The following is a 19696-nucleotide window of genomic DNA, read 5'->3' as shown; positions in this document are numbered from 1 at the left end:
AGGCTGGCATGGAGCGAGCCCAGCCGGTATGCCGTGCGCAACACGGATCACTGTTGTGCCGGGCGTCCCGGAGGTCTATATTGCATAGACGAAGGAGTCTCTGATGAACCGGCGCACCTGGCTCTTGCTCAAGTTATTGCCTGCGGCAATTTGCTCACTGGGATTGCCGGCACGCGCGCGGGACATTCCGCCAATGCAGGTGGTATATCCCCGCTATTTCTCCATACTCGACACCAGCAAGGGTTTCGACTGGCTCGTCTTGCGCGCCGCCCTGGAGAAGACCTCCGGAAAATATGGTCCCTTTACCCTGGCGCCATCGAATGAGCCGGTATCCGTGCCGCGCATGCTCCAGGAGCTGGGCCGCAGCAACGGTTCCATCAACATCATTGCCCGCGCCACCCAGCGCGACCTGGAAACGCAGTTCCAGCCGGTGCGCATCCCGATCGACCGGGGCTTGATGGGCATGCGCTTGCTGTTGGTGCGCAAAACCGACTTGCCGCGCTTTGCGACGATCCGCACGCTGGAAGGCTTGCGGCACCTCAGCGCCGGCCAAGGCCAGGGCTGGATCGATTCGGCCGTGCTGTCGGCGGCCGGCATCGTCGTGGTGGAATCTCCCGCCCCGGCAGCCTGTTTGGCATGCTGGAGGCGGGACGTTTCGATTTTTTCCCGCGTGCGCTGGACGAGGCGCCGAACGAATACGACGCGATCCGCAAGGAGCATTCGGACATCGTGATCGAACCCACCCTGATGCTGCGTTACCCCCTGCCCCGCTACTTCTTCGTCCGGCGCAATGCGGAAGGCGACAGGCTCGCTGAGCGGATCAGGACCGGCATGGAGATGATGGTTAAAGACGGCTCGCTCATAGCGCTGTTCAACAAACACAAAGGCCCGCTGGTGGAGCGGGCCCGGATCGCATCGCGGCGCATCATTGAGCTGCCAAACCCGGCACTGCCGCCGGAAACCCCGCTCCAGCGCAGCGAATTGTGGTTCAAGCCATAGGCTGGGCGCGGTGCGGCACGAAGGGCAGCACCGCAAGCGCCAGCAAGGCAAACACCGCGCCTGCGCCGAAAGTGACAGCAGGGCCAAAGCAATCCCACAGCCAGCCTGCGAGCGCACTCGACGCCAGCAATGCCGCACCGCTGGCCAGGTTGAACAGGCCGAAAGCCGTACCCCGCAAATGCGCCGGCGCAGCATTGGCAACCATCGCCGACAGCAATCCTTGCGTCATGCCCATGTGCAGCCCCCACAGCAATACGCCGGCGATTACAGCCGGCCAGCCTTTGGCCGTCGCCAGCACGGCATCGGCGGCAACCAATACCAGCAGCCCGATTGCAAGCAGTCGCGAGCCGCTCAGTCGGTCCGACAATTGACCGAACGGATACGCGCTCAGCGCGTAGACGAAACTCATCGCCCCCATCACCAGCGGGACCTGCTGCAGGGCCATGCCGCGCTCCTGTGCGCGCAAGACCAGGAACGCTTCGCTGAAGCGGGCCAGCATGAACAATACCCCGAGGGCCGCCAGCCACCAGAATTGCCGGTCCAACTGGCGCAACTGGTCGCGGCGCAAGGGATTGACGCGCTCCCGGTCATGCTTTGCACCCGGTTCACGTACCCCCACGAACAGCAGCAACACGGAAAGCGAAGCTGGAATCGCCGCGATCCAGAACACTTTTCTGAAATCATTCGCCCACAACACCATCAAGCCCGATGCCAGCAAGGGACCGGCACAGGCGCCCACGGTGTCCAGGGCTTGGCGCAAACCAAATGCCGCTCCGCGCATGGACTGAGGCGCAAGGTCGGCAAGCATGGCGTCGCGCGGCGCGCCGCGAATGCCCTTTCCCATCCGGTCCAGCAGGCGGGCCGTGGCAACCATCGGCATCGAGCCTGCAATGGCAAACAAGGGCTTCGATAGGGCGGCCAGCCCGTAGCCGCAAGCGACCAGCAGTTTGCGCTTGCCGAGGTAGTCGCTCAACGCGCCAGAAAATATTTTAACGCACAGCGCTGTGGCTTCCGCCAGGCCTTCCAGGATGCCCACTGCCAGGCCGCTGGCGCCCAGCGTTCCGACCATGAACAGGGGAAGCAGGCTGTGGATCATTTCCGATGAAATGTCCATCAGCATGCTCACCAGCCCCAGCACCCAGATACTGGCAGGAAGCCGGATATTGGGTGGGAGCTGGGAGGCCATCGTCTACGACTTTATGGCCAGATCTTTTGCAGCAGGCCGGCCAGGTTGTAGCCGCCCTTGATCAACTGCTCACGCGCGAGGGCGGAAGATGGTACGGGATAGCTGTCCGGCACGGTCATCGCCCACACGGTGTAGCTCTCGCCGTTGCGGCTGGTTTGCTTGCTGGCCACGCCGACTTTGACGTCGGCGTAAGCCTGCTTGGCGGCCACCAGCGAATCGTTGGCCCATTGCGCGGGCCAGGTGATCGCCTCGCCCTTCGGCAGCGTGACGACCGGTTTGCCGTCGATCGCCCATTGGCTGAACTTGTCCACAGTGCGCATGCTGCTGCGGCGCATGGCGTAGTCGACTACCGTAGTGTCCCAGTAGGAGTGGAACGGCTTGGTCGGGTACTTGGATGGAGCCTCGTCGCCAGCGGGGATGCCGCTCTTGGCGCTGGCCGCGGCCAGCGCCGCTTCATCCATCTGCAGGTTGTTGCCGCCGCGTGAATCGAAGATGTTCAGGGAGTCGATTTCCTTGTCGGACTTCGGCACCACGAACTTGCCTTCCTTGTCGACGAAGGCCGCGCCAACGTGCAGCGGCTGGTGGATATCGCCGGCCAGGTGAGTCAGGATCAGCAGCGCCTGGCGCGACGTGAACTTGCCGTCGCCCTTGCCCTGCAAGGTGGCGATGCATTGCTGCAGTACCTGCACCACGTCATGTTCAGACGTGCCAGCGCCGTGCAGGTGGTATTCGTTCAGCTGGAACGGTACGTCGGTGTAGTGGTACTCGCTGTGCTTCGGATGCGCCGCCACGTAGTCGTTCATTTCCTGCGTCTGCGGGCCGCAGAAAGTGCCCTTCACGCAGTCGGCCCAGTTGGCGATCTTTTCCAGGTCTTCGCCCGGCTGCAGCAGGGCCTTGACCTGCTTCTCCGCGTTGGAGCCTTTGATCAGGTTGTCGGCAATCGCACCCACGATGCGGTGGCCGGCGTTACCCCAGGCCATGGCGTTGGTGGACAGGACGGCGCCGGACAGCGCGGCGATCAATGCGAGTTTCTTCATTCTTCTTTGCCTTTGTTCGGTTTCGGGTAGTTCTTGTTGACGTCCAGCGGCTCGGCATACTGCGAGCTCCAGGCCTGCTCCTGCAGCGCATACAGGCGCCGGGCCATGGCTTCGTTGCGCATCACCACTTCCATATTGCGCGACAGGTCGAAGTAGCCGCCGGCCCAGTTGCTGGTGCCGACCCATGCCAGCTTGCCGTCGATGACCAGGGTCTTGCTATGCCATACGCGGGCGAATGGAATGAATCCGGTGGACGCTTTCGGGATCGTTACGATGCGCACTTCCACGTTCGGCAGCATGGCCAGCGATTTCAAGTGCTGGATGGCCGGCGCCTCGAGGTTCCAGTTGGACACCAGCAGCTTGACCTTGACCCCGCGCGTGGCGGCGGCGCGCAGGGCGTTGTCGACTACGGCGTAAAACGGGCGTGTGCCGTTCGGGCCATAGCTCAACGGTGCGTAGTCCAGCATCGAAACGCGGATTTCCTGTTTTGCATCGGCCAGCAACGCCGGCAGGACCACTTCCGAATCGGGTACGCCGGCCGGGTTGAAGCCGCCCGGGCTCGCGATCAGGAAATTCTCCTCGGCTGGCAGCGCCGACGCCAGCGCGGCGGCCGCAGGCGCGCTGGCCAGGATGGGGGCCTTGGCCTGCAGCGGCGCGACCGTCTTGCCGGCGGCCAGCGCCGCTTGCGCGGCCCAGTCCTGCTCGAAGATCGCCTGCACCTGGCCGACGATCCGGGCATCGCTGATGCGCAAGCCGGTTTCGTGGATGTGCGTGAACGCGCGCCAGTCGAAATTCTGGCTGCCGATGAAGGCCTGCTTGCGGTCCACGGTCAGGTATTTGGCATGGATAATGCCGTTGCCGGTGAGCTGGCTGACGTCCAGCACGCGCATCTCGAGGTTCGGGATGGCGCGCACGCGTTCCACGGTCGCCTTGTCCGATAGGCCCGTCACGCCCTTCTTGTCGATCAGGAAGCGGATTTTCACGCCGCGCTTGCCAGCCGCTTCCAGGCGCTCGATCACCTTCTCGAACGGCGCCCCCGGCGCGCTTGCGATGTAGAATTGGCCGATGCAGATTTCCGATTTCGCGTTGTCGAACAACTCGGTCCAGACTTCGGCCGGACCGCGCAGGTCGTCGCTCTTCAGCGTGGTTTCAACCGGCGCGGTCTGCACCAGTTCAAAGCCGGGGATCTGGAAAGCCGCGTGGGCGCAGTTGAAGCATGCAGCCAGTGCGGCTGCGAGAAGATAGCGGCGCATAGCCTTCCTTTCCTTACTTGATGCGAATGATACGCGGAACGGCAGCGTAAGTGCCGGCTGGCTTGTTATCCTGCTCCAGGCGCACCAGGTAGCCGCGCAGCGAATCGACATCGCGCACGCCGGTCGCCGCCTGGTTGCTGCCCTGGCGGAAAGTCACGAAGCCGTCGTTGCCTTCGGCCAGGAAGTTATATACCGCCACGCGGTAGCTGGCGCCTTCATCGATCGCCGCGCCATTCAGCTTGACGCTGTCGCGCACGATGCGCTGGCCTTTCGGCTTGCGGGTATCCCAGGAATAGGTGAAGCCTTCCGAAACCTGCAGCAAGCCCCGTTTGTCGGCCTCGCTACCGTTCCATTGCCCTTCCAGCAGCGCCAGGATTTGCGCGCCAGTCAGGTTCATCACCACGATCTCATTCCCGAACGGCAGCACAACCTGGGTTTGCGCCACGCTCACCACCTTGTCGCCACCGGCTTCGAGCGTGGTGCGGATGCCGCCGGTATTGGTGAATGCAATCTGCGCGCCCCATTTGCGGGCCGACGCGAGGATGGCGTCCGCAACCACCTGGCCCAGCGGCGATTCGTCGGCATTCGGCATCAACTGCTTGCTGATCGAAGGCACGGCGATTTTCGCCACGGGCTTGTTCAGCTCATCGCTGCTGCGTGCGCGCACCGAAGCGAGCAGCGCATCCACTTCCGGCATGCCGGCATATTTACCCGGCTCCACCACGATATTGCGTGCACTGGCGTCGACCACGGCGCCGGTCTGGCGGTCCACCACCAGCGAGATGCGCGACAACATATGGCCGAATTTTTCAGCCTGCGTCACCAGCTTGCCGTCCACCCGGCACAGGTAGCCAGTGTGCGAATGACCGCTCACCACCAGCCGTATGGCAGGGTCGAGGCGCTTGACTACGTCGGCAATGTCGCCATCGAGGTCGCTGCAGTATTGCTGGTCGTAGCGAGCCTTGGAATGGCCGCCCTGGTGGATCAGCACCACAAAGACCGTCGCACCTTGCGCGCGCAGTTCCGGCAGCAGGCGATTGACCGCCTGCGCCTCATCGATGAATTGCAGGCCGCCGACGCCGCCAGCGGCCACCAGCTCCGGCGTGTCTTTCAGCACGGTGCCGATGAAGGCAACCTTCACGCCTTTCACCTCATCGATGCGGTAGGCCGGCAGCAAGGTCTGGCTGGTGCGGGTGTCGATCACGTTGGCGGCCAGGTAGCTGAACCTGGCGCCGTCCCAGGATGGGTTGAACTTGCAGGCTTTCTCGGGGCGCGGCGAATTTGCGCAGCCGCCCTTGGCCTGGCGCAGCAGCTCCACGCGGCCGGCGTCGAATTCATGGTTGCCGACCGAAGTGGCGCGCATGCCGAGCAGGTTCAGGGCCTGGATAGTCGGCTCGTCGGCGAACATGGCCGACATCGCCGGGCTGGCGCCAATCATGTCGCCGGCACCGACCACCGCCAGGTCCGGATCTTCCTTGCGCCAGGCCTGTACCGTGGCGGCCACCGCATCGATGCCGCCGGCCTTAACGGCGTCATCGAAGCGCGACGCTTCCAGGTGGCCGTGCAGGTCATTCAGGGCGACCAGGGTCAGTTCAACCTGGCTGTCGGGACGGTGCGTCGCGCAGCCAGCTAGCAGGCCAGCCAGGGCCAATGGGCGCAGGAATGACTTCATTGGAATCTCTTTGGATAAAAGGAGATTGTACAGGTGCAGCTCTCTCCGGCATACGCCGGGAAACGATATGTTACGCACAAAAAAAACGGGCCTTGCGGCCCGTTTTTGCTTCATGCAATCAGTTTAGAACTCGTACTTCAGGGTAGCCTGCAGAGCCCACTGCGAAATGTTGCGGTCGGTCTTCAGGGAGTAGTTTTCCAGGTCGCGCACGGAGTAAATGTACTTGCCGTTTGCATCGACACCTGCATAGTCTACGAAGCTACGTGCATTCGCGCCGCCCAGGAAGGCGGTGCTGCTGCCTTGGTAGGAAACGTCATACACACGACCCCACTTCTTGTTCAACAGGTTGCCCACGTTGAAGATGTCGAAGGTGAAGCTGGCTTTGTGGCCAGCGAAGAAGCTTGGCAATTCTTGCGACAGGCGCAGGTCGAAGCTGTTGGTCCATGGGGCGAAAGAATCGTTACGCTGGGTGGTATGACCCTTTGCGTTACGCAGCGCACGGCTGCTGTTCACGATATCCCAGAACTTGTCTTCGTTAGCGTGGTTGGTCGCGGTATCGCCCTTGAAGATTACCTCACCCGAGTATGGCCTAGATGGGATGTACATCAGGTCGTTGCCAATGACACTATCGCCGTTCATGTCGTTGTTGAAGGTCCAGCTGAATGGCTTGCCGGTACGGCCTTCGTAGAACAGGCCGACGCTGGTGCGGTAGTTGCCGAAGAACGCCTTACGGAAGTTAACCATGGCGTTGACACGATCCTTCACCAGGTAGCTTGAATTGGCCAATACTTCTTCGTTCGGGTTGAAGTTCGCACGTGCCATCCAGTTGGTTCCGGAAGTCGACGCGGTCAGCGGCGACACTTCTTTCGCGTCAGTGTAAGTATACGACATCGACCAGCCGAAGCCACCAGTCAGCGGACGGCTGAGGCTCAGGGTTGCCAGCTTGCTGTAACCCTGTTTGGTGTTGACGGCGTTGTACACAGTCGTGAAGCCGGCATTGCTGCCAGCGCGGTTGCGCAGGCCAGCGCAACCAGCGCCGCTGGTGGTGGTGGCACCGGTGGAGGCCACGAAGCAGTTGGTATTGAAGCCTTGCGCGGTCCAGTACATTTCGCGGCCGTCAGCGCCGATACGAGTCGGCGCGCCCAGGTTTTCGTCGCGGTAGTAAGCGGCGGTCTTGGCGCGGATGTCCAGTACTTCAGCGGTCAGGATCAGGCCGTACCATGGCAGTTCGGTATCGAAGGCCAGGTTGGCTTTCCATACGGACGGCTGCTTCAAGCCTGGGGACAGCAAGTCTACAGCCTGGGCCGGTACAGCGCCCGGCAACGTGGTCACTTGCTTGGTCGGATCGGCCGAGAAGATACCGGTCGGGCAAGCTGGGCTGCTCGAGCTGGTGCAGCTCAAAGTACGGGTTGCGACACCGTTGTTCTGGAATGGGTTACCCATCCAGACGCCCATCGCGGAACCCTGGAACAGGCCGAAACCGCCACGTACTTGGGTAGGACGATCGCTCACGCCGGGCAGCTTGTAGTTGAAGCCGAAGCGCGGCTGCCAGAGTTTCTGGCCATCGAAGGTAGTGGTGTTATCCAAGCCGAAGCCACCGGTGGCGCGACCGGCCACGATCGGGCCTGGCGCGGCAGCCAGTGCGGCGTTCGCGGTTGGGCGCTCGTTGATGGTGGTTTGGTCAATGCGCACGCCAGCGGTAATGGTCAGGTCTTTGTTGATCGACCAGGTGTCCTGCACGAACAGGCCGTAGTCCTTGGCGGTGAAGGCAGCGATCGCATCGTCCAGGGTGTGGCCCGGCTGCGCAATTTGCACGCGGTACAGGGTTGGGCGGCCGTTGCGGAAGTTTTCCAGCATGGCCGCTTCGAACTCGGCATTGGTTTCGACTTTAGGATCGCAGGCCAGCACTTTGCCGCCCAGCGATTGGTATGCGATACCCTTGATGCAACCGAAGTTGTAAGTGCCGTTCACATTCTGCAAGAAGGCGTTGGTCACCTTGTTGCTGTTCAGGTCGCCACCGAATTTCAGTTCGTGATCGCCCAGCGTCCAGTTGGCACCAGCATACACGTCTTTGGTGCGGGTGCTCAGCACGTTGCGCTGGCGGCTGGCTTCGGTACCCATGAACAGGCCACGCTCGTTGGTGCTCACGCCCGAACCGGCGCCAGCTGGCAGTGGACCACCGTAGTTCAGGGTGATCGATGGCAGTTGGGAGGCAACCGTTGGGACCGAGTTGTAATCACGGTCCGAGAATTTCAGCTCGGTCGAGAAGTTCGAGGTCCAGTCCGAAGTCAGTTGGGCAACTTTGGTTTCCAGCGATTTCACCTGGGTGTACCAGTAGCTGCTGAGCGACATATTGCTGTTGCTCGAACCTGGGAACACCGGGTTGGATTCTTCGGTCTTCGACCAGCGCACCATTGCACGGTGATCATCGTTGATGTTCCAGTCGAACTTGACCAGCTTGTCGGTCACATCAAGCAGCACGCCGCCGCCGGAACCAATGGCGCCGCCATCGATACCGTAGACTTGTTTTGCAGTGTCAAGCGCAGTCTGTACTTGGCCCGAGGTAATACCGACGTTGTTCAGGGAGGAGCCGATCGGGCCGGAAGGAGGGGTGCTGACCGATGGCGATTCTTTCTTCTCGTAGTTAGCGAAGATGAACAGCTTGTCTTTGATCAGAGGCGCACCGACGGTAGCGCCCTTGGTGGTGTTCTTCTGCTTGACTGGATTAGTGTAGAGGCCGGTGGACGGGTTGAAGCGGTCACCGATCATCTTGTCGTTCTGGAACACGTAGTACAGCGAGCCATGAACCTTGTTGGTGCCGGACTTGGTCACGGCGTTGATGTTGCCGCCGGTATAGCCCTTCTGGGTCACGTCGTAGTTGGCTACGTTCACCTGCACCGACTGGATCGCTTCGATCGAAATCGGTTGCTTGGACATCGGGGAACCGTTGGCTTCCAGGCCGAAAGTGTCGTTTACGGCCACGCCGTCGATGGTCATGGAGTTGTAACGCGAGTTCTGGCCAGCGATGGACAGTTCGCCGCGCTCTTTGTCGGTCTGCGAGACGCGCGGGTCCATACGGGCGTAGTCTTGCAGGTTGCGCTGGATCGAACCTTGGATTGCCAGTTCGGCGGCAGAAATGCTGGAGCCGGAACCCATATTGGTCTTGGAGAATTTCTCGCTGCGCGCGGCGGAAGAGCCGGCGATGGTCACGGTCTGCATGGCCTGGCCGATGGTGGCGTCCACGGCAGCGGTTTCAGCAACTTCCACGAAGACGTTGTCACGCTTTTCGGAAACGCCGTTCTTGGTGATGGTGATGGTGTACGGGCCGCCGGCGCGCAGGCCGCGGGCAACGTAACGGCCCTCGGCATCCGTGGTCACGGTGCTGACCGAACCGGATTCCACGTGCAGCACGTGCACGGTGGCGCCGGCAGTCGGCTTACCATCGGAGCCCGAAATACGACCACCGATGGCGGAAGTCGTGTTCTGCGCGAATGCCGGAGCGGCAAACACGAGAGACAGGCTTAACGCGATCTGCGTCAGCCGGAGCCGTTTATGATTCATCATTGATATACCCCAAAAGAGAACAAAATATTGGTAAATGTCGGCAACATGCTGCTTGCCGCATTTGCGCTTTTTACTAATGTTGCAAAAATAGTAGCCGCCCAGCGATTTTAGGCACCGTTGGTGACAAGGGTGCGACAGCTATGTGACATTTGTGCGACGACCGGGACTTCCCAAGTTGCAGTAGACGTATCTTTCCGTCAACTATGCCTGAAAGCTGCGTTCGAACACAAATTCATTTTCCCTTCCGTATTTATACGTAGGGAAAATAAATTGCTGTTCGTTATACGCTTTTCTGCAATTACCGGGGCTGTTAAGGCGGAATTATAAAGAAATGCACGCCTCTGGAGAATTTTATAAGGTTGCGGGCGGCGTCAGGGAGGCGCGCACTTGTGGCGAAAGGGCCACAAGTGCGGCTAAAGAGGGGCTTACTTCAGCGAAGTAGCGACGTCAGCTTCGAACTTGGCGAACCGGCCGTCGAGTTGTTTCAGCAGCCGTTGTTTATCGGCGTCGGACAGGAAACCAAAGCGAATGCTGTCATATGACAGCTTTTTGACCTCGGCGTAGCTGGTCTTGTAGCGGCTGGCAAACAACAGGTATTCGTTCGACAGGGTGTTGCGGCTGACGCCGGTATCATCACTCGACAGAACGAACGGCACGCCGTACTTGCGGTAAATGTTAACCGGATGCGCCTCCCCTTTCACACCGAGGATGAATTCGTTGGAAGTCAGGTTCACTTCCACCGGAATATTCTTCTCGCGCATCTTCTTCAGCAGGGCCAGCGGCTGGCGCTCGTGGGCAATATCCATGCCGTGGCCGATGCGGCGGGCGCCGGCGATCTCGATCGCTTCGGCGATGTGGAACTTCAGGCCTTCCGGCGGCACCTGCCCCAGGGCCAGCTCGCCAGCGTGCAGCGACAGCTTCACGTCTGGGTATTTGGCGCTCAGGAATTTATACATGCGCATGTGCAGGTGATAGTCGCGCATCGAGACCGGGTAATGCTCAGCGCCGACAATGTTCACCGACACCACTTTCGGGTTCTGGCTAGCGATCTTGAAGCCGGCCGCCATTTGCGAGAACACGATCGACGGCGACAGGAAGCGCAGCACGAAAGGCTGGTAGCGCATGGTGAAGTTTTCGTCGTCGATACCGGCGCTGCTGCTGTCGACGTAGGCACTGTAGTCGGCGATGCCCTTGTTAAAGGCCGGGCTGGCTTCCAGCTTGGCCAGGTAGGCGGCGAAAGCGGCTTCATCGCTCAGCTTGCCGTCGAATTCGGCGTCGAAGGTGATGGGGGCGATTTCGAACACGGTTTCGATATAGCCCACGTTTTCTGCAATCGCGCGCTCTTTCAGGCGCTTCTGGCCGTCATTGCCATTGGTCGAGGCCACGTCGTTAAAGCGCGGGAAGGTGGTAAAGAAAGCCAGGTCCGGCGCCAGCTGGTCTTCGCTGTGGTTGTAGAAGTCCATGGTGGACCACTTGTGCAGAAGGGCGCGGTAAGCTACCGGGTCCTGCTCGAGTTGGGCCACAGTCGCGCAGTTTTTGCGGTCCGCGGCCTTGTCGGCCTGCACGGTCCAGCTGGTCTTGTCGACGCAGTAGCCAAGCTTGTCGACCCATTCCAGGTACTGCTCGGCGTAGATGGAGCCGGAGTAATGGTGATGCAGGTCGCCGCCTTTCGGCATATTGTTGAAGAACATGGCCAGTTCCGCCGTCTTCGGCGCCGGGCCGGAGACCAGCGAGGCGAAATGGCGCGCGGTGATGTCGGCGTTCGATGCCGCACCGGCCGTCGGCGCGGCAAAGGCGGCGGATACCGCGGCGGCAATCAGGAGGCTGCTGAATGGCTTATGCATATTCTTTCCTAGGCGTGGTGGAGGCGGTCAGCCCTGCCCGCGCGCATGCACCAGGCGGCCGCCCGAATAGGTCGCCGCTACGGCGCGGTCATCCCCCAGCAGCGCCAGGGCGAACAGCTGTTCTTCCAGGCTGTCGGTGTTGGCGCTGCGGCGTGCCAGCAGCGGCGTGGCTTGCGGGTCGAGCACGATAAAGTCCGCTTCGCGTCCGGCGGCAAAACTGCCGATCGTGTCTTCCAGGTGCAGGCTGCGCGCGGCGCCCAGCGTCGCCAGGTAGAACATGCGCATGGCAGGCAGGTAGCTGCCCTTCAAGCGCGCTACTTTATAGGCTTCATTCATCGTTTGCAACATGCTGAACGAGGTGCCCGCGCCGACGTCGGTGGCCAGCGACAGCAGCATGCCCGCCTTGTCGGCCTGCTCGAAGTCGAACAGGCCTGAGCCGAGGAACAGGTTGGAGGTCGGGCATACGGCGGCTGCGGCCTTCGCTTCCGCCATGCGTGCGCGATCGGTTTCGTCCAGCCAGATGCAGTGACCGTAGACAGCGCGCGGGCGCATCATGCCGTAGCGGTCGTACACGTCGAGATAGCTGCGCGCCTGCGGGAAAAGGGTCTTGACCCAGGCGCATTCTTCCTTGTTCTCCGAGACGTGGGTTTGCAGGAAGGTGTCGGGGTACTTCTGCGCCAGCTCGCCTGCCAGTTGCAGCTGGGTTTCCGTGGACGTCGGGGCGAAGCGCGGCGTGATGGCGTAAAGCGAGCGTCCCTTCTTGTGCCAGCGCTGGATAAGGGCTTCACTTTCCTCGGCGCCGCGTTCGGCGGTGTCGCACAGGAAGTCCGGGCAATGGCGGTCCATCATGACTTTGCCGGCGATCATGCGCAGCTCGCGCTTTTCGCTGGCGGTGAAGAAGGCGTCCACCGATTGCGGGTGCACGGTGCCGTAGACCATGGCGGTCGTGGTGCCATTGCGCAGCAACTCATCGAGGAAGAACTCGGCCACCTGGGCGCCATGCGCCGGGTCTTCGAACTGGCGCTCGGTGGGGAAGGTGTATTGCTCGAGCCATGGCAGCAGGCCCGGCGCCGGCGAGGCGATCATGTCGGTCTGCGGGTAGTGCACGTGGCTGTCGATGAAACCGGGCATGATGATCTTGCCGCGGCAGTCCTTCACTTCGGTGCCGGGCGGCAGGGTTGCCGCCAGCGTGGCGTAATCGCCCGCAGCCTGTACCTTGCCATCGGCTACGATCAGCAGGCCGTCCTCATGCCAGGCGTGGGCGCGTTCGATGAAGGCCGGATCGGCGTGAAAATGCAGCAAGCCTGCTCGGTAGGCTTGCACGCTGGTGGTTTTGCTCATTGCTAGTCTTTCGCCTGGGATTCCCAGACCATCAGTAATTGGGCGGCGACCGAGGCGGCAATCACCGCCGGCGCCTTGTCGATGATACCCGGTAGGCCGATAGGGCATACCATGTTTTGCGTACTCAGGCCCTTCGCCTCGAGGCGCGAGGTGAACTGGGCGCGCTTGGTCTTGGAGCCGATCAGGCCGAACCAGCCGACCCTGGGGCGGCGCAGGATCGCCTCGCTCAGTTGCAAGTCCAGTGCGTGGCTGTGGGTCAGCACCAGGTAGCTGGCATGGTCGGGCGCCTCGTCGACGCAGGCTTCCGGCGTGTCGGTGGCCTCGATCGTGACGTTGCCTGGCACTTCGGCCGGGAACATGGCGTCGCGCTCGTCGACCCAGGTCACGCTGCATGGCAGCTCGGCCAGTGCGCGCACGATAGCGGCGCCAACGTGGCCGGCGCCGAACAAGACCAGGTGCGCGCGCGGCGGCTTGACCGGATCGACCAGCCAGCGGCGGCCGCCGGCATCGGTGTGGATATGCGTTTCCTTGTGCTGCTCGTCCACCAGCCGGCATTCCGCTTCGCCATCGATGGCGCTGATGCGGCAGCTGTCCTGGCGGCGGCGCTGGCGCAGCTGCGCCATGGCCTCTGCCAGGCCGCCACTGACCGTCTCGAAGAACAGCCAGACCACGCCGCCGCAGCATTGGCCCAGGCTTGGGCCAAGCGGGAAGCGCTCCAGCTGTGGCGCCACTGCGCGTCCGGCGCAGTGGGCGGCGATCATTTCGCGGGCGATGGCGAAGGCCTTGTGTTCCAGGTGGCCGCCGCCGATGGTGTCGAACTGCCCGCTCGCGGTGACGAGCATGTGCGTTCCCGCCTCGCGCGGCACCGAGCCTTCGGCGCGCGCGACCGTGACGAGTACCGCCGGTTCCCCGGCTGGCGTCAACCAGTCAGCCATTTCAGCCTGCCGCAGAAGTAGATTCGCCTTCGACCGCCGCGATGGCGCGCAGGATTTCTTCGCTGGTCGCAGGGGCGTTCAGCGGAGGATTGACGCGATGCCCGCCGACTGCGGAAATCGCATCGCGGATGGCAAAGAATACCGAGAACGGCAGCAGAAGCGGCGGTTCGCCCACCGCTTTCGAGCGATGGATCGAATCCTCCACATTGCGGTTCTGGAACAGATTGACGCGGAAGTCTTCCGGGCAATCGGAAATGCCGGGAATCTTGTAAGTGGACGGCGCATGCGTCATCAGCTTGCCGGCACCGTTCCACCACAGCTGCTCGGTAGTCAGCCAGCCCATGCCCTGGATGAAGGCGCCTTCCACCTGGCCGATATCGATAGCCGGGTTCAGCGACTGGCCGGCATCGTACAGCGCGTCGGCGCGCAGCAGCTTCCACTCGCCAGTCAGCGTGTCGACCACCACTTCCGACACGGCGGCGCCGTAAGCGTAGTAGGAAAACGGGTGGCCGTTCATGGTTTTCGGGTCCCAGTGCAGGTTCGGCGTCGCATAGTAGCCGTCGGACCAGAGCTGCACGCGGGCCAGGTAAGCCTTCTGCACCAGCGCTTCGAACGGCACGCTCTGGCCGTTCACATGGATTTCGTTGGCGAAGAAGCGCACATCGGCCGCCTCGCCGCCCAGCGTTTTCGCGGCAAACGACGCCAGCCGCTCGCGGATCTGGCGCGCCGCATCCTGCGCCGCCTTGCCGTTCAGGTCCGCGCCGGTGGACGCCGCCGTGGCCGAAGTATTCGCCACCTTGCTCGTATCGGTTGCCGTGATGCGCACGCGTTCCAGGTCGAGGCCCAGTTCGTGCGCTACGACCTGCAGCACCTTGGTATTGATGCCCTGCCCCATCTCGGTCCCGCCATGGTTGACCAGCACCGAGCCGTCGACATAGACGTGCACCAGCGCACCCGCCTGGTTCAGGTGGGTGACGTTGAAGGCGATGCCGAACTTGACCGGCGTCAGCGCCAGGCCGCGCTTCAGCACCGGGCTGCTTGCGTTGTACGCAGCCACCGCGGCGCGTCGTGCGCGGTATTCGCTGCTTTGCTCCAGCTCCGCCACCAGCTCGTGGATGACGTTATCGACGATCACCTGGCCATAAGGCGTTTCGTTGCGCTCGGTCTTGCCGTAGAAGTTGAGGCGGCGGATATCCAGCGGGTCCTGTCCCAGATTGCGCGCAATTTCGTCGATCACGTATTCGATGGCGATGGCGCCCTGCGGGCCGCCGAAGCCGCGGAAAGCGGTGTTCGACTGGGTGTTGGTCTTGCCGCAGGCGGCGTGGATTTCAACGTCCGACAGGTAGTAGGTATTGTCGAAGTGGCAGACGGCGCGCGTTGCAACAGGCCCCGACAGGTCGGCCGAGTAGCCTGCGCGCGAAGTCATGTCGACCCTGGCAGCCACGATGCGGCCCGTGTCGTCGTAGCCCACTTCGTACTCGTAGTAGAAGCAGTGGCGCTTGCCGGTGACCATCATGTCGTCATCGCGGTCGGCGCGCAGCTTGACCGGCTTGCCGCTGCGAGTCGCCGCGATCGCCGCCGCGGCAGCCCACAGTGCGGACTGCGATTCCTTGCCGCCAAATCCGCCTCCCATGCGGCGGCATTCCACCGTCACATGGTGCGAATGCAGGCCCAGCGCATGCGCCACCACGTGCTGCATCTCGCTCGGGTGCTGGGTCGAGCATTGCACCAGCATGGCCTTGCCCTCTTTCGGGATGGCATAGGCGATCTGGCCTTCAAGGTAGAACTGTTCCTGGCCGCCGACGTACAGCTGGCCCTTGACCGTGTGTGGCGCCTTTTCGAACGCAGCCTGCGCATCGCCGCGCAGCAGCTTCATTGGCGGCAGCACGTAGGAGGCGGCAGACTTGGCCTGCTGCGGCGTCAGGATGGCCGGCAGCTCTTCGTAGCCGACCACGCCGCGCTTGGCGGCACGGCGGGCGTTGGCATGCGAGTCGGCGACCACGATGAAGATCGGCTGGCCGACATACTGCACCAGGCCATCGGCCAGGATCGGGTCGTCGTGGATGATCGGACCGCAGTCATTGGTGCCCGGGATGTCGGAGACGGTGTACACCGCGACCACGCCAGGTGCGGCGCGCACGGCGTCCAGGTCCAGCGAAGTAATGCGGGCATGGGCCTTGGACGACAGGCCGAGCGCCGCATGCAGAGTACCGCGAACTTCGGGAATATCGTCGGTATAGGTCGCCTGGCCAAGCACATGCAGCTCAGCCGATTCATGCTTGCGCGGAATGCCGACGCCGGTCCAGGTGGCGGCCTTCAGTTCAGGAGTGACGGGATGGTTCATGCTGGCTCCTTCATTCTTTCCCCATTACGCACTGACAGCGAAGGCGTTGACGGCATCGGCCGCCAGCGGCGCATCGTTGCGCGTCTCAAGCCAGAAGCGGCGCAGCAGGTTCTGCGCGGTCTTCATCCGGTATTCACTGCTGGCACGCATATCGCTCAAAGGCGCATAGTCGCGCGCCAGTGCGGACATGGCGTCTGCGAGCGCGGCCTCGTTCCAGGCGCGCCCGTTCAGCGCCGCCTCCGCCTGCGCCGCCCGCCTAGGGGTGGCGGCCATGCCGCCAAAGGCGATGCGCGCCTCCGCAACCGCCTCGCCGTCCATGCGCAAGGCGAAGGCCGCGCAAACGGCGGAAATGTCCTGGTCGAAGCGCTTGGCCAGCTTGTACGTGCGGAAGCGCACGTCCTCGCGCGGCAGCGGTACGCGTACTGCCTGCACGAATTCGCCAGGCTGCAAGTCCTTCTTCATGTAATCGAGGTAGAAGTCTTCCAGCGCCAGCACGCGCTCGCCGGCCGCGCCGCACAGCAGCACTTGCGCACCGAGGGCGATCAGCCACGGCATGGAATCGCCAATCGGCGAGCCATTGGCGACGTTGCCGCCCAGGGTGCCCGCATTGCGGATCGGCAGGGAGGCAAAGCGCTGGCGCAGCTCGCCCAGTTCGTTCGGGTAGTGCTGGCACAGGGCGTTGTAGGCGTCTTCCAGCGAAACGCCGGCGCCGATTTCGATGGAACCCTCGCCCACTTGCAGCATCTTCAGTGCATCGACGTGGCCGAGGTAAATGATGTCGCCGAGGTCGCGCATCTGCTTGGTAACCCACAGGCCGACGTCGGTGGAGCCGGCCAGCAGTACGGCGGACGGATTGGCCGCACGCAGCTGGATCAGCTCATCGAGGGTGCGCGGGGCCAGGAAAGTCTGGCCATGTGCGCTATAGACAGCCAGCGAATCGCGCTTGAGTGCTTCGAGCTGCTCCGCCAAGCTTGCCGCGTCGAATTCGACTTTCGGCAGTTCGACCATGCGCTGGGCAGCGTCGATGATCGGGCGGTAGCCGGTGCAGCGGCACAGGTTGCCGGACAGGCAGTCGTCGATTTCCTTGCGCGAGGCACATTGGCCTTCTTTTTTCAGGTACAGGCCCCACAGCGACATGGCAAAGCCCGGCGTACAGAAGCCGCATTGCGAGCCATGGCATTCGACCAGCGCCTGCTGCACCGGATGCAGGGCGCCGCCGGCCTGCTGCAGGTCTTCCACGGTGAACAGGGCCTTGCCGTCCAGCGTAGGGGTGAGCTGGATGCAGGAATTGACCGCTTTCAGTTCCAGCTTGCCGTCAACCACGCTGCCCAGCACCACGGTGCAGGCGCCGCAATCGCCTTCGGCGCAGCCTTCCTTGGTGCCAGTGCAGTGCAAGTCTTCGCGCAGGTGCTGCAGCACAGTCTGCGTTGGGGCAGCGTCCCGTACTTCATGCACGGCGCCGCGGTAGTAAAAGCGGATCGGTTCTGACATCTTGTCCTCGCAGGTCTCCTAGCTTGCAAGATAACATTACCGCACCCCATCCATATAAGAAATCTCTGATTTTGAATATCAGGCGCTTCGCATATAAGGATGGTGCTTGTGCCAGTGCTCGGCAATGTCGATGCGGCGCGTGATCCACACCTTGTCATGGCTTTGCACATAGTCGAGGAAGCGCGCCAGGGCGGCAGCGCGCGCCGGACGGCCCACCAGGCGGCAATGCAGGCCGATCGACAGCATTTTCGGCTGGTTCAGGCCATCCGGGTCCCCTTCCTTATAGAGTACGTCGAATGCGTCCTTGAGGTAATCGAAGAATTGCGTGCCACTGTTAAAGCCTTGCATGGCGGCAAAGCGCATATCGTTGGTATCCAGGGTGTACGGCACGATCAATTGCGGCGTCACGGCTGGCTTGCCGTCTGCACCGGTGTGCGCCACTTCCTGCCAGAACGGCAGGTCGTCGCCGTAATAGTCGGCGTCATAGCGGAAGCCGCCGTGCTCGACCACCAGCCGGCGCGTATTGGGCGAATCGCGGCCGGTGTACCAGCCCAGCGGGGCGCTGCCGGTCAGCTCCTGGATGATCTGCACCGCTTCCTTCATATGGGCGCGCTCGGTCTCTTCATCCATGTTCTGGTATGTGATCCAGCGCAGGCCGTGGCAGGCGATCTCATGGCCCAGTTCCTGGAAGGCGGCCACCGCTTCAGGGTGGCGCTGCAGCGCCATCGACACGCCGAAGATGGTCAGCGGCAGCTTGCGCTCCTCAAACATGCGCAGGAGCCGCCACAGGCCGGCGCGCGAACCGTACTCATAGATCGATTCCATGCTCATGTGGCGGTTCGGGAAAGCGGCCGCGCCGATGATCTCGGACAGGAAGGTCTCCGAGGCCGGGTCGCCGTGCAGCACGCAGTTCTCGCCGCCCTCTTCGTAGTTCAGCACGAATTGCAGGGCCACACGGGCCTGGCCCGGCCATTGTGGATGGGGTGGATTGCGGCCGTAGCCGACGAGGTCGCGCGGGTAATTGCTCATGACAGGTCCGGGATTAAAGGTATATGCGCAATAATATATTGGCGTTATGGCACCGGTATATGATCTGCCGGATAAGCAAAATAAGGAATGCAAAATGGGAAAACTGAGCACTCACGTCCTCGATACCGCCAACGGACGTCCTGCCGCCGGCGTGCATGTGGCGCTGTATGCGCTGGCGGGCAGCGGCCGCACGCTGTTGAAGGAAGATGTGACCAATGCCGATGGCCGCTGCGGCGCGCCGCTGCTGGAGGGCGATACCATGCAGCCCGGCCGCTATGAGCTGGTGTTCGGCGCGGGGGACTATTTCGCGGCGCTCGGCGTGGACTTGCCGGCGCCGCGCTTCATCGACCAGGTGACGATCGCCTTCGGCATCGCCCATGCGGAGCAGAACTACCACGTTCCGCTGGTGGTGTCGCCGTGGGCGTATTCGACCTACCGCGGCAGTTAATCGCGCAGCATGACGGCACGTTCGCCGCGCCGCGCTTTCTGCTGCAGCTGCATCAGGCCATACAGCAAGGCTTCCGGCGTTGGCGGGCAGCCGGGCACGTAGACGTCGACCGGCACGATACGGTCGCAGCCGCGCACCACGGAATACGAGTAGTGGTAATAGCCGCCGCCATTGGCGCAGGACCCCATCGACACCACATAGCGCGGTTCGGCCATCTGGTCGTACACCTTGCGCATGGCGCGCGCCATCTTGTTGGTCAGCGTGCCGGCTACGATCATCAGGTCAGCCTGGCGCGGCGAAGGCCGCGGGCACATGCCGAAACGGTCCATGTCATAGCGCGCCGACGCCGCTTCCATCATCTCCACAGCACAGCAGGCCAGGCCGAAGCTCAGGTACCACAGGCTGTTGGTGCGGACCGTTTCCATCAGCGCGTCCAGCGAAGTGAGCACGTAGCCGTCGCGCTCCAGCGTAGCTTCCAGTTCCATTTCATTCCCCTTTCATAGCGTCGCCACGATACCGGGGAAGGAGGGAAAAATATTGTACGGAGGCGACA

General features: G+C 62.5%; 15 protein-coding genes. 3 read left to right on the top strand and 12 right to left on the bottom strand.

The window, feature by feature from the left end; all coding sequences use genetic code 11:
* The first annotated feature begins 103 nt into the window (after positions 1-103).
* On the top strand, positions 104-733 hold the full coding sequence (locus tag ACN9MZ_RS07545) for a hypothetical protein (protein WP_426341583.1): 630 nt from the start codon (positions 104-106) through the stop codon (positions 731-733).
* Complete coding sequence (locus ACN9MZ_RS07540; RefSeq protein WP_426341582.1) at positions 730-999, top strand: hypothetical protein; 270 nt, start codon at positions 730-732, stop codon at positions 997-999. Before ACN9MZ_RS07545 ends, ACN9MZ_RS07540 begins: the two co-directional genes overlap by 4 nt.
* Here ACN9MZ_RS07540 and ACN9MZ_RS07535 read toward each other — a convergent pair.
* From ACN9MZ_RS07535 to puuE, 11 genes are all read right to left on the bottom strand, one after another.
* Positions 989-2185: an MFS transporter gene (locus tag ACN9MZ_RS07535; RefSeq protein WP_426341581.1), complete on the bottom strand. Its 1197-nt coding sequence runs from the start codon at positions 2183-2185 to the stop codon at positions 989-991. The two genes, ACN9MZ_RS07540 and ACN9MZ_RS07535, sit on opposite strands and share 11 nt — an antisense overlap.
* An 11-nt stretch (positions 2186-2196) precedes the next feature.
* The gene (locus ACN9MZ_RS07530) at positions 2197-3222 is read right to left on the bottom strand and encodes a S1/P1 nuclease (protein ID WP_426341580.1); all 1026 of its coding nucleotides are present in this window, start codon (positions 3220-3222) and stop codon (positions 2197-2199) included.
* Positions 3219-4475, bottom strand: a complete 1257-nt coding sequence (locus ACN9MZ_RS07525) for a phospholipase D-like domain-containing protein (RefSeq protein WP_426341579.1) — start codon at positions 4473-4475, stop codon at positions 3219-3221. The genes ACN9MZ_RS07530 and ACN9MZ_RS07525 overlap by 4 nt, the downstream gene beginning before the upstream one ends.
* Before the next feature lie 13 nt (positions 4476-4488).
* On the bottom strand, positions 4489-6147 hold the full coding sequence (locus ACN9MZ_RS07520; protein ID WP_426341578.1) for a bifunctional metallophosphatase/5'-nucleotidase: 1659 nt from the start codon (positions 6145-6147) through the stop codon (positions 4489-4491).
* Between the two features lie 123 nt (positions 6148-6270).
* Positions 6271-9711 (bottom strand): TonB-dependent receptor domain-containing protein, encoded by a 3441-nt coding sequence (locus ACN9MZ_RS07515; RefSeq protein WP_426341577.1) that lies wholly within the window; start codon positions 9709-9711, stop codon positions 6271-6273.
* Positions 9712-10136: 425 nt separating this feature from the next.
* A complete protein-coding gene (locus tag ACN9MZ_RS07510) occupies positions 10137-11555 on the bottom strand; it encodes an adenosine deaminase family protein (RefSeq protein WP_426341576.1) in 1419 nt (472 codons plus the stop codon).
* 27 nt (positions 11556-11582) lie between these two features.
* Positions 11583-12896, bottom strand: coding sequence for a guanine deaminase (guaD, locus tag ACN9MZ_RS07505; RefSeq protein ID WP_426341575.1), 1314 nt, complete (start codon positions 12894-12896; stop codon positions 11583-11585).
* Positions 12897-12898: 2 nt separating this feature from the next.
* A complete protein-coding gene (xdhC, locus tag ACN9MZ_RS07500; RefSeq protein WP_426341574.1) occupies positions 12899-13831 on the bottom strand; it encodes a xanthine dehydrogenase accessory protein XdhC in 933 nt (310 codons plus the stop codon).
* 1 nt (position 13832) lies between these two features.
* Positions 13833-16175 (bottom strand): xanthine dehydrogenase molybdopterin binding subunit, encoded by a 2343-nt coding sequence (xdhB, locus tag ACN9MZ_RS07495; protein WP_426341573.1) that lies wholly within the window; start codon positions 16173-16175, stop codon positions 13833-13835.
* Between the two features lie 24 nt (positions 16176-16199).
* Positions 16200-17666, bottom strand: a complete 1467-nt coding sequence (gene xdhA / locus ACN9MZ_RS07490; protein ID WP_426341572.1) for a xanthine dehydrogenase small subunit — start codon at positions 17664-17666, stop codon at positions 16200-16202.
* A 78-nt stretch (positions 17667-17744) separates the two neighbouring features.
* Entirely contained in the window at positions 17745-18695 is a 951-nt protein-coding gene (gene puuE, locus ACN9MZ_RS07485; RefSeq protein ID WP_426341571.1) for an allantoinase PuuE, read from the bottom strand.
* A 94-nt stretch (positions 18696-18789) separates the two neighbouring features.
* Here puuE and uraH point away from each other — a divergent pair, with 94 nt between their 5' ends.
* Positions 18790-19143, top strand: a complete 354-nt coding sequence (gene uraH, locus ACN9MZ_RS07480) for a hydroxyisourate hydrolase (RefSeq protein WP_426341570.1) — start codon at positions 18790-18792, stop codon at positions 19141-19143.
* Here the strand turns inward: uraH and ACN9MZ_RS07475 are convergent.
* Positions 19140-19628, bottom strand: coding sequence for a NuoB/complex I 20 kDa subunit family protein (locus ACN9MZ_RS07475; RefSeq protein ID WP_426341569.1), 489 nt, complete (start codon positions 19626-19628; stop codon positions 19140-19142). The genes uraH and ACN9MZ_RS07475 overlap by 4 nt on opposite strands.
* Positions 19629-19696: the final 68 nt, after the last annotated feature.

Origin of the sequence: Pseudoduganella sp. S-14 (assembly GCF_049913285.1) — a bacterium.
Taxonomy (GTDB): Bacteria; Pseudomonadota; Gammaproteobacteria; order Burkholderiales; family Burkholderiaceae_D; genus Rugamonas.
Note: the sequence above shows the minus strand (reverse complement) of the source record. Positions and strands in the feature narration are given on the sequence as shown.